The following is a 10,799-nucleotide window of genomic DNA, read 5'->3' on the forward strand; positions in this document are numbered from 1 at the left end:
GAGCTGAATGGACGCCCACGGAAGAAACTCGGATACTGCACCCCGGAGGAACTCTTTGAGGATTTTCTGGACGCTGTCTACGCAGCCTGACGGCTGCGGCAACCTCGCTCACGGATAGATCCTGCGGCTCCATCCGTGAGCCAGGTTTTTACCACGGGGTGTCCAACTTGTTATTGCAATTTGCGTTTTTTAATTATGCCATCAATACTTCTTAAATACAACACTTTCTTCCTTTTAAACCCCAACATTTCCGACAAGCAAAGCACTTATCAAAGTAAGGATCATTTTTAAGGAGTAAACTCGTAGTTTCAGTGGATGTTCATGTATTTCCAGTCCCGTAAGCGCTTGAAAATCTGGGATTTTGGAACTACAAAAGACTACTTAACACGGTGTCTCACGCAATTCGAATCCCTCCTTCTCCGCCACATCGCCGCAAGCGTATACTGCTTGCGGCGGCTTTTTTTGCGCCTGGGCGGCCCGGCTCCAGAAACTTCCGGAAAAACCGTTGACAGATCGGTTTACATCATGTAGACTATCAGCAAAGACTACAGATTGTAGACTGGAGGTTTTGAAATGGGTGAACTGAGAATGGGCGCCATTGAATCCCGCTTTGCGGACATGATCTGGGAGAACGAGCCCATCCCCTCCCCGGAGCTGGTGAAGCTGGCGGAGCGGGAGCTGAGCTGGAAGAAATCCACCACCTACACGGTGCTGAAGCGGCTGTGCCAGCGGGGCATCTTCCAGAACCGGGAAGGTGTTGTGACCTCCCTGATCTCCCGGCAGGATTTTTACGCCGTACAGAGTGAAAAATTCGTGGAGGAGACCTTCTCCGGCTCCCTCCCGGCGTTCCTGACGGCCTTTACCGCCAGGAAGAAACTGTCCGAGGAGGAAATCGCGGAGCTGCAGGCCCTGATCGACCAGAGCAGGAGGTGACGCGGAATGGGAAACTTCCTTTCCTACCGGCTGCTTCCCATGGTGCTCAACATGAGCGTGACGGCCGGCGCGGCGATTCTCTTTGTGCTGCTGGCAAGACTGCTGCTGAAAAAGGCGCCGAAAATCTTTTCCTACGCCCTCTGGGCGGTGGTGCTGTTCCGGCTGCTCTGTCCGGTGTCCGTTGCCACCGGCTTCTCCCTGCTGGGGCTGCTGGACGCGCCTGTGACGGAGGCTACGGCCCACACCAGCGTGGTGGAGTACGTGCCCCGGGACGTGGTTCACACCCGGGACCCGGAGGTGCGTCTTCCCGTGCCGGGCGTGAATCAGTCCGTCAATGAGGCGCTGCCCCGGGGCCAGGAACAGATGGCAGCAGACCCGCTGGAGGCCCCGGTGGTTCTGGCGACGCTGGCGTGGATGGCCGGCATGGGCGCTCTGGCCGTGTACAGCGCGGCGTCCCTGCTGCGGCTCCGCCGGAGGCTGGTGGGGGCCGTACCGCTGCGGGAGAACCTCTGGCTGGCGGACGGCATCGGCTCTCCCTTTGTGCTGGGGCTTCTCCGTCCGAAAATCTATCTGCCCTCCTCCCTGACGGAGCAGGAGCAGAGCTACATCATCCTCCATGAGCAGCACCACATCCGCCGGGGAGACCATATTGTAAAGGCGCTGGCCTTCCTGGCCCTGTGCGTCCACTGGTTCAACCCCCTGGTGTGGGCGGCCTTCGTCCTGTCCTCCAGGGACATGGAGATGAGCTGCGACGAGGCGGTGGTGAAGAAGCTGGGGGAGAGCATCCGGGCGGACTACTCCGCGTCGCTGCTGAGTCTTGCCACCGGACGGCGCATCATCGCCGGGACGCCCCTGGCCTTCGGCGAAGGGGACACCAAGGGCCGCATCAAAAATCTGTTGAGTTGGAAGAAACCAAGGGTGTGGATCACCGTGACCGCCGCCGCGGTCTGTGTGGCGGTGGCGGCCGCCTGCGCCGGGAATCCCCGGGAAGCCCCCGCCGAACCGCCTGTGGACGCCGCTTCCATGACCGGGCAGTTTGCCAGCATGGAGGAGTACGCCCGGCGGGTCATGGACGGGAAGAAAACCGTCCACTACTACCGCCCGGACGGCACGGAGGCCACCGCCAACGTCACCGGCACGAAGCTGGCCTGGCTGGAAAAGCAGGGGGAAGTGGCGGGTCTTGCCCCGGAGGGCACCCTGGAGGCATGGACCTTCCACTATCTTGTGCAGGTGGATGCAGACCCGGAGCAGATCATGCTGGTGGGCGGCATGTACGAGGAGGACGGCTGGTATGACCTGGAGGGCCAGGGCGGCCACAACATCGTGGCCCTGCGCCATCCGGACGGCACCTATAATCTGGTCTATAACGCCGTCGTCAACGACAACCTGGACTTCTACGGCTGCCACAACAGCTATGAGGAGGCCGTTTATGACTGGTACGTGACGGAGAACGGGCTGGACCTGCCGCTGTATGTAAAGAATCTGACAGTGGGCGGCGAAGCCGCCCCCGCCCACCGCTATGACGGGGACGGATGGTACATCTATATCCCGGTATCGGGCTGGAGACAGGCCAGAGTGACAGGAGACAACGAGGAGTGCACATGGGCCTGGAGTTCCGCCTATGATACCGGCGCTTACCTGATCGTTGCTTACTTCGGCCCGGAAGTCGCCCCGTCTCTCCGGGGAAACAGTTCCTACTTGAAACCGTTGGACAGCGAAAACCGCGTCTGGGAACAGCAGGGCGATGACTATGCCCGCCGGTATTTCACCGATACACCGGACGGCGGCTGCTGGCGGGTGTCGGTTCTGCTGCCCTCCGGCAGCACCAAAGACCCCGGAGAACTGGAAACCCTCTATGCCATGGCGGAAAGCTTTACCGTGGATGGGCGGATTGCGGGTGGGCAGACCTATGTCGATGAACAGTCTGTTCCCGTTTATGAAAATGGCGAGATTACCATCACGGTTCCCGCAAAGTTTGCTGATTTGATCAAGGTGGACTATTTCGGCTCAGATAATATGTTCTCTGTCAAAGCCAACCTCTATTATGCACCAGAGTACATTGAGCACGATCTGTATACCCCTTCCCTGAATGGTGGCTGGATGCTGACCGTATCGACAACTTTCCCCGACTTCGCTACCAGTATTGTGGGGCAGCCTTCGGAAGGACTGCTCTGTGGCTGCTGGACGGAGGATGGTAGGCTGGTTTATATGGAAAACCGCCCTGTCGAAGGGTTCTACAACTGTGAGGAATCCAATCTTGAAAAATTCAAAGAGGTGTTGGAGTCTATCCGAATTGACTATGGCAACCTAACTCCGTTTACAGAAAAATCCGTGGCAGATACCACTTCGACTTCTGCTGTGCCTTTGACGCAGGAGGAAATTAACTGGTTCAATGACTGGTTCGAACCCATTGTGCAGGATAAGCAGGGCAATGACATCGGCGTGAATCCCCGCTGCTGCTTCTTCACCTCCTATTACGACGATGTGACGGAGCTGAACTTCGAGGAGTTCATGCGGTACTTCCCGGGAGACGGCAGCCGCACCAGTGACGCGGAATTTGAGGCCCTGCGGCAGGTGGACGGCTGGCCCTTCGCCGATGTGGCCTCCCTGGAGAAGATGCCGGTGCCCGTCCATAAATTTCCGAGACGGCTGGTGGACCTGGTCCTGGGCGAGTACGCGGGCATTTCCACGGCGGACCTGGACACCGGCGGCGTGGCTTACCTGCCGGAGTACGACGCCTACTACACCTACACCTCGGACTTCGGCCCAGGCATCTTTGTCTGCGCCCGGGGCGAACAGGACGGGGAGATCATCCGGCTGTACAGCGTGAACGGCACAGATCTGCTGACGCTGCGCCGGGTGAACGATACGTCCTATCAAATCGTCTCCCTCCAGCGGCTGGAAAGCTCCTCCGGCTGACAGGCAGGCCGCCGGAAACGCCCCGCCTTTGACCGCAAATCCCCCGGAACCGTAGGGTTCCGGGGGATTTGTCATGTTCTTTTCCGGCAGGATTCCCAACGGCCGCGGGCCGGCACACCTGTAAATTGCACAAATTCCGCCGGAGGCTCCGAATGCCCACGGAAAATTTTTGCGATCCGGTTCACATTCCGCGGACAAAGCGCCCGCCGAAGCCCGCCGGAAAGCCGCCGTTTTCCGGCAGCCAGCGACAAAAAGGCCGGGAAACGGCGCGTCTGCAGACACATTTCCCCTTTTGTGAAAATTACCAATCTCTTCCTCCCGCACATTCTCAAAATTAGCATAGGTTAATTACACCATATTGGGGCGGTGCTATAATCAGAGTGGCTTACTTTTTTTGTACAAGAAGTACATCTTGGAAGAGAGAAGTGTTGTGATGCCTGACTTTGATTTGCCCGCCTTTTTCAGATCGGTTCTTCTGCTGCCGGACGAGGCGCTGATCCAGCGCGCCCAGGAGGTGTCCGAGGTTCTGGAGGTCAAAAAAGGCGAATGTGTGATAAAACAGGGTGACCCGGTGAAAAACGTTCTGTTCCTGATTGAGGGAATTTTCCGGGGCTATTTCCCCAGCTCCAGCGGCAAGGAGATTACAGACTGCTTCGTCTCGGAGCCCGGTTTCACGGTAATGCCCAGCTCCGATCTGGCGGAAGCCGCCCCCATCAGCATTGAGGCCGTGGTGCCCAGCCGCGTGCTGAGCATCCCCATGCAGGAGGTCACCTCCCGGATATGGCGCTTCAAATCCCTGCAGAGCCTGTATTTCCGGCTGCTGATGAAGTCCTTCAAAAACCACTGGGAGCTGAAAACCGCGCTTTACAAATTCAACGCCGCCGAGCGCTACCAGTGGTTCTGCCGGACCTACCCGGACCTGGTGGAGCCGGTAAAGGGAAAGGACATCGCCTCCTTTCTCAACATGACGCCGGTGACGCTGAGCCGGATCCGGCAGTCGCTCCGCAGGGCGGAGGCGCAGCAGCCTCCCCTCCCCGGCGGCGAGGAGGGGAAATAAAGCCGCCCCTTCCCCGCTTGACAAAACGGCGGCGGCAGTCCATGATGGTCTCATCAATCAAGAATCGAGGCGCGGATATGGACAAACACACAGTACCGGCCGTGCGGCAGGCGGTCTGCGACACCGCCCGGGCCATGGCCGACAGCGGACTGACCGCCGGAACCTGGGGCAACGTCTCCGGCCGGGTGGACGACACGTTTATGGTGATCACCCCCTCCGGCATGGACTATCACCGGCTGACGCCGGAGCAGATGGTGCTGGTGAACATGCGCACCGGCGAATACGAGGGCGGCCTGAAGCCCTCGGTGGAGGTCCCCCTCCACGCCAGACTGCTGCTGACCCGGCCGGAGGTGGGCGGCATCATCCACACCCACTCCCCCAAGGCGCTGGCGGTGGCCGCCGCCCACCGGGGGATTCCCGCCGTCTGCGACGACCAGGTGCAGATTCTGGGCGGCAGCATCCGCTGCGCCCCCTACACCATGCCCGGCACCCGGGAGATGGCGGACACGGTGGCCCAGGCCCTGGAGGGCCGCATGGGCGCCCTCATCGCCAACCACGGCGCGGTGGCCATGGGCCGCACCCTCAGCGAGGCGCTGACCGCCGCCGTGGTGCTGGAAAAGACGGCCCAGGTGTGGATCGACGCCCAGGCGCTGGGCGGCGCTGTGGAGATCTCCGACGAGGACTGCGCCTTTTTCCATGACTTTTTCCTCCACAAATACGGGCAGAAGTGACCGGGAGGGCCTATGATCCGGATTTTTGAAACGCTGGCGGAGGAGCTGGCCGCCCACCGCGGTGCCATGCTGGTGACCATTGTGGCGGAGGAGGGCTCCGCCCCCCGGGGCGCCGGCGCCCAGATGCTGGTGGGAGCCGCCGGGCAGCTGGCGGGCACCATCGGCGGCGGCGCGGTGGAAAAGGTGTCCGAGTCCGCGGCCATGGAGCTGCTGGCAGAGGGCCGCTCCGCCCTCCGTCCCTTCCGCCTGCGGCAAAACGGCGGCCAGGATATCGGCATGGTCTGCGGCGGCGACGTCACCGTGCTGTTTCAGTACATTCCCGGAGGCAGCCAGGTCTGGCAGGACCTGACCGCCCGGTTGCTGGACTGTCTCCGCAGCCGCCGGCCCGGCTGGCTGCTGCTGCGGACCGACGGCGGCGCTCCGGCGCTGCTGGACGGAGACGGCGCGGCGCTGGCGGGAGACGCTCCGGCGGACACCGCGCCTCTGCAGGGCCGGTCCGCCCGGCTGGCAGGGGAGCTGTTCTCCCTGCCCCTGCCGGTGGGGGAGCGGGTGTTCCTCTTCGGCGGCGGCCACTGTGCCCTGCCCCTGGTGCCGCTGCTGCGGAGCGTGGGGTTCCGGGTGACGGTGATGGACTGCCGGCCGGAGTTTGCCGACCGGAGCCGCTTCCCCGACGCGGAGCGGGTGATCTGCGGCGACTACCGCCGCCTGGAGGACTGCCTGGACCTGACGCCGGAGGACTACGCCGTGGTGATGACCAACGGCCACAGCCATGACCTGGAGGTGGAGGAGCAGCTGCTGCGCCGCCCCCTGGTTTACCTGGGGGTCATGGGCTCCCGGACGAAAACGGCGGCAGTCAATCAGAAGCTGCGGGAACGGGGCATTCCGGAGGAAGCCCTGCGGCGGGTCCACGCCCCCATCGGCACCGCCATCAAGGCCGTGACGCCGGAGGAGATCGCCGTCAGCATTGCCGGGGAGATGATCTGTGCGCGGGCGCTGGACCGGGAGGCCCACGGCGGCCCCATCGTTCACGGCTGTCCCATGAAATGAACAAAACCGCTCCGGGTGTGCCCGGGGCGGTTTTTTGCGCCCTTTCAGCAGTGCTCAAACTTTTGAGCATTGCCTTCTGTAGAATCAAGACAACAGGGAGGGGTCCCCCCTCCACTTTCCGGACAGGAGGACACAGACATGAAGGGTTATTTCACGGCGCAAGGCTTTTTCGGACTGGTGAACGGCGAGTACATCCTCTTTTCCTGCGATTCCGACTACTATGACATGATGGACGGAGAGTGAACCGTGACGGAAAACTATGTGGCCGGAGTGCGGCTGAAGGCGCTGCCGGCGGAGGGGTCCTACCTGCGGCAGCTGCCGGTGGTGCGGGACCTGTGGAACCGGGGCGGGCTGGATTTCCGCCGGAGGGTCACCTTTCTGGTGGGGGAAAACGGCTCCGGCAAGTCCACGCTGCTGGAGGCCATGGCGGTGTGCGCCGGGTTCAACGGCGAGGGCGGCAGCCGCAATGTGCGGTTTTCCACGGAGGACACCGTGTCCCCCCTGTGGGAGTCCCTGACCCTCATCCGCCGGGCCTATCCCCGGGACGGCTACTTTCTCCGCTCGGAGAGCTTTTACAACGTGGCCACCTATCTGGATGAGCTGGACCGCACCCCATGGTGCGGCGGCGCGCTGAACAGCTACGGCGGCGTGTCCCTCCACAGGCAGTCCCACGGGGAGAGCTTTCTTTCTCTGATGGAAAACCGGTTCGGCGGCCAGGGGCTGTATCTGCTGGACGAACCGGAGGCGGCGCTGTCCCCTGCCCGGCAGCTGGAGCTGCTGGCGCTGGTGCGTCAGCTGGAGCGGAAGGGCTCCCAGTTCCTCATCGCCACCCACTCCCCCATTCTCATGACCTATCCGAGGGCGGAGGTGCTGGAGCTGCGGGATGAGGGCATCCGCAGCGTGGACTACCGCCAGACGGAGCACTACCAGCTGACCCGCCGGTTTCTGGAGGCCCCGGAGCGGATGCTGAGATACCTGTTTGCAGAAGAATGACGCAAAACAGGCCCCTGCCGGTTTGGCAGGGGTCTGTTCAGGTCTTTTCCTTTACTTCTCCTCGTACAGCTCGATGATGGCGTCGTCCTTCACGATGAAGGCCAGGCGCACCGTGTCGCTGAGGACCTCCGGCCCGAAGATGACCCGGTCGGCGTCCGCCAGATAGGGATCGGCGTTGTCCACCTTGTAGGCCACATGGGGCTGCTTGGACAGGATCTCCGGGAAGCGGGTGCCCTCCTCGAACTTCAGATACTCGATCTTGTAGTCATAGGCGTCCACGCTTTCGTTGACCCAGAACTTGCCCCACTCATTATAGACCATGTTGGGCTTCTTGTTCAGAACGGGGATTCCGATGTGCATATACTCCGCGGCCATGGGGATTCCTCCTTATTCAATATCAGGTATTGCTCAGCTCCCGGTAGAACTGATAGGCCTCCTTGTCGGTAAAGCCCTCGTGGACCACCTTGGCCACCGCCTGGCACATGGCGGCGGGGTGGTCGCTCTGGAAGATGTTGCGGCCCATGTCCACGCCCCGGGCGCCGGACTGAATGGCCCGGTAGGCCATGGTGAGGGCCTCGTCCTCCGGCAGCTTCTTGCCGCCGGCGATGACGATGGGCACGGGACAGGCGGCCACCACCTTCTCAAAATCGTCGCAGTAGTAGGTCTTGATGACGCTGGCGCCCAGCTCCGCCAGAATGCGGGTGGCCAGCAGGAAGTACTGGGTGGTGCGGGCCATTTCCTTGCCCACGGCGGTGACGCCCAGCACCGGCACGCCGTAGCGGTAGCCGGCGTCGGCGGCCCGGCACAGCGTCTCCAGAGAATCCCGCTCCCCGGCGCCGCCCACGAAGCACTGGATGGCCAGGGCGGCGGCGTTCATCCGCAGCGCGTCCTCCATATCCAGACCCAGGCCGTTGCCGCCGCTCATGTCCTCAAAGAGGACAGAGCTGTCATGGGTGGCCCGGAGGCAGACGGCCTTGTTCAGGGTGGGGGGAATGCAGGAGCGGATGGCGCCCCGGGTGCCCATCAGCACGTCGGCGTACTGGCACAGGGGAGTGATGGTCACGTCCAGCCGCTCCAGGCCCGCGGTGGAGCCCATGATGTAGCCGTGGTCAAAGGCCAGCATGACGGTGTTGCCGGACTTGGGGGAGAACAGCCGGGAAATGCGGTTCTTCATACCCCAGTCGGTGTTGCCCAGGCCCTTGGCGAAAAAGTCCTGCCGCGGCGCGGGGACGTCCAGATGGTAGTCCTTGGCCGCCTTGTTTCCAACATTGTCCGCCATGGCTTACTCCTTGCTGTAGGCGGGGGTGCGGCAGGGGGTGTTCCACAGCCGCAGCGTCTCATCGTCCCACTTGGCGATGTTCATCTGGAAGCCGCCGGCCTCCTGCACGGTGAGGATCTCGCCCACCATGTTGCCAACCACTTCCACGCCCATGCCCTTCAGGAACTCCACGGTGTCCTTGAACAGCACCAGCATCTCCATCATGGTGGTGGCGCCGCAGCCGTTGATCATGACGAAGGCCTTGTCGCCGGACTGGAGGCCCAGCTTTCTGGACAGGGCACCGGCAACGGTGGCCACGGTCTCCTTGGCGCTGAGCATGGGAACCCGGACGCCGCCGCCCTCGCCGTGCTGGCCGGCGCCGATCTCCATCAGGTCCGTCTCCCCCAGGTCGCCGAAGGACATGCCGTTCTGGGGATGGGTGGCGTCGCTGACCTTCACGGTGACGGAGGCCATGTTGTCGGCGTAGCGCTGGGCGATCTCGGCCACCTCGTCCAGGGTCTTGCCCTCCCGGGCAGCGGCGGCGGCCACGTGGTACATCGCCACGGCGCCGGCCAGGCCCCGCTTGTTGTCCTCGCCGTTGGAATCGTACTGGATCTCCTCGCCGGTGACCACCTGACGGACGTTGAGGCCCGCCTTCTTGGCCAGCTTCATGGCCTGCTTGCCCGCCAGCTGGTCGCCGGCATAGTTCAGCGTCAGCAGCAGCACGCCGTGGCCCTTGTCCGCCAGCTTCATGGCGTCAAACACCAGCTGGCCGTTGGGGGCGGCGAAAATATCGCCCACGGCCTGCACGTCCAGCATGCCCTTGCCCACATAGCCCGCCTGGGCAGGCTCATGGCCGGAGCCGCCGTAGGTGACGATGGTCACGCGGTCGGCGTCCGCCAGGTCCTTGCTGATGACCAGGTGTCCGTCCACCTCCACAATGTCACTGAACGCCAGTCCCAGGCCCTGCAGCTCCTCATCAGTGACGGTCTCCGGCGCGTTGATAAACTTCTTCATTTTCATACTGGGCTACCTCCACATTTCAGATTGGTATCTCTCCCCCGCCTCGGCGGGATCACAGACGGTCACTTCCGGGCCAGACCCCGGAAGAAGCAGGCCATGGACATGGCGCCGGCATCCGGCGTGCCGATGGTCCTGGTGCCGTAGCTCTTGGCCCGGCCGAATTTGGACACGAAGTTTTTGGAGTTCTCCGCGCCCTGGGCGGCGGCCGCAGCGGCGGCTTCAAACAGCTCGTCCTCGCTGGCGCCGTCATAGGCAGCAATGGCCTCGCTGGCGGGGATCAGTGCGTCCATCATGGTCTTGTCCCCCACCTTGGCGCCGGACATGTCGTTGATCTCCTCCAGAGCCTGGGCGAAGATGGCCTGAATGCCGGCGATGTCCGTCTCCTCTGCCTCCGGAGCCCCCTCCTGCATGCCGTCCAGCCAGGTGTTCCACAGGGGCACGGCGCTGCCGCCGTTGAGGGACATGACGGCCATGGCCGCGTCATCCAGCAGCTCCTGAAGGGTGCCGTCGGCCCCGTCCACCGCGCCTTCAATGGCGTGGGCAATTTTGGTCATGGTGAGGCCGTGGTCCGCGTCGCCGAACCTGGAGTCGATCTCCGTCAGCTCCTCCTCCGCGGCGATGACCTCCCGGCAGGCGTTCTTCAGCCGAAGGGCCAGTTGTTCTCTTGTCATTGGAATCCATCTCCCGTTTCGATTTTACAGCTTGGCGCGTCGGCAGGCTGTATGGTTGCTCTGATTGTAACAAATTCCCAGCTTCATTGCAATCAGTTTCCGTCATTTTGAATATTTTTCACAATTTTTCGACTGCTTTTCCGTGAAAAAAGCCCCGGTCCCCGAAG

10 protein-coding genes are annotated in these 10,799 nt (G+C 62.4%); 6 read left to right on the forward strand and 4 right to left on the reverse strand.

Features of this window, described 5'->3' with window-relative positions:
* Window positions 1–573: 573 nt before the first annotated feature.
* From SOX55_RS10160 to SOX55_RS10185, 6 genes are all read left to right on the forward strand, one after another.
* Window positions 574–933, forward strand: a complete 360-nt coding sequence (locus SOX55_RS10160) for a BlaI/MecI/CopY family transcriptional regulator (protein ID WP_325287339.1) — start codon at window positions 574–576, stop codon at window positions 931–933.
* Window positions 934–939: 6 nt separating this feature from the next.
* Window positions 940–3,852, forward strand: a complete 2,913-nt coding sequence (locus tag SOX55_RS10165) for a M56 family metallopeptidase (protein ID WP_325287340.1) — start codon at window positions 940–942, stop codon at window positions 3,850–3,852.
* Window positions 3,853–4,285: 433 nt separating this feature from the next.
* Window positions 4,286–4,909 (forward strand): Crp/Fnr family transcriptional regulator, encoded by a 624-nt coding sequence (locus tag SOX55_RS10170; protein WP_325287341.1) that lies wholly within the window; start codon window positions 4,286–4,288, stop codon window positions 4,907–4,909.
* A gap of 77 nt (window positions 4,910–4,986) precedes the next feature.
* On the forward strand, window positions 4,987–5,640 hold the full coding sequence (locus SOX55_RS10175; RefSeq protein WP_325287342.1) for a class II aldolase/adducin family protein: 654 nt from the start codon (window positions 4,987–4,989) through the stop codon (window positions 5,638–5,640).
* A 12-nt stretch (window positions 5,641–5,652) separates the two neighbouring features.
* Window positions 5,653–6,687, forward strand: a complete 1,035-nt coding sequence (locus tag SOX55_RS10180) for an XdhC family protein (protein WP_325287343.1) — start codon at window positions 5,653–5,655, stop codon at window positions 6,685–6,687.
* Between the two features lie 246 nt (window positions 6,688–6,933).
* Window positions 6,934–7,680: an AAA family ATPase gene (locus SOX55_RS10185; protein ID WP_325287344.1), complete on the forward strand. Its 747-nt coding sequence runs from the start codon at window positions 6,934–6,936 to the stop codon at window positions 7,678–7,680.
* 51 nt (window positions 7,681–7,731) lie between these two features.
* On the opposite strand, the gene SOX55_RS10190 is transcribed toward SOX55_RS10185, so the two are convergent.
* The 4 genes from SOX55_RS10190 to SOX55_RS10205 all read right to left on the reverse strand — a co-directional run bounded on the left by SOX55_RS10190 (window position 7,732) and on the right by SOX55_RS10205 (window position 10,632).
* On the reverse strand, window positions 7,732–8,055 hold the full coding sequence (locus tag SOX55_RS10190) for a hypothetical protein (protein WP_325287345.1): 324 nt from the start codon (window positions 8,053–8,055) through the stop codon (window positions 7,732–7,734).
* Window positions 8,056–8,077: 22 nt separating this feature from the next.
* On the reverse strand, window positions 8,078–8,959 hold the full coding sequence (lsrF, locus tag SOX55_RS10195; RefSeq protein ID WP_325287346.1) for a 3-hydroxy-5-phosphonooxypentane-2,4-dione thiolase: 882 nt from the start codon (window positions 8,957–8,959) through the stop codon (window positions 8,078–8,080).
* A 3-nt stretch (window positions 8,960–8,962) separates the two neighbouring features.
* Window positions 8,963–9,961, reverse strand: a complete 999-nt coding sequence (locus SOX55_RS10200; protein WP_325287347.1) for a dihydroxyacetone kinase subunit DhaK — start codon at window positions 9,959–9,961, stop codon at window positions 8,963–8,965.
* Between the two features lie 62 nt (window positions 9,962–10,023).
* The gene (locus SOX55_RS10205) at window positions 10,024–10,632 is read right to left on the reverse strand and encodes a DAK2 domain-containing protein (protein ID WP_325287348.1); all 609 of its coding nucleotides are present in this window, start codon (window positions 10,630–10,632) and stop codon (window positions 10,024–10,026) included.
* Between the last annotated feature and the right edge of the window lie 167 nt (window positions 10,633–10,799).

Source organism: Dysosmobacter sp. (genome assembly GCF_034093755.1).
In the GTDB taxonomy this organism is placed as follows: domain Bacteria; phylum Bacillota; class Clostridia; order Oscillospirales; family Oscillospiraceae; genus Oscillibacter.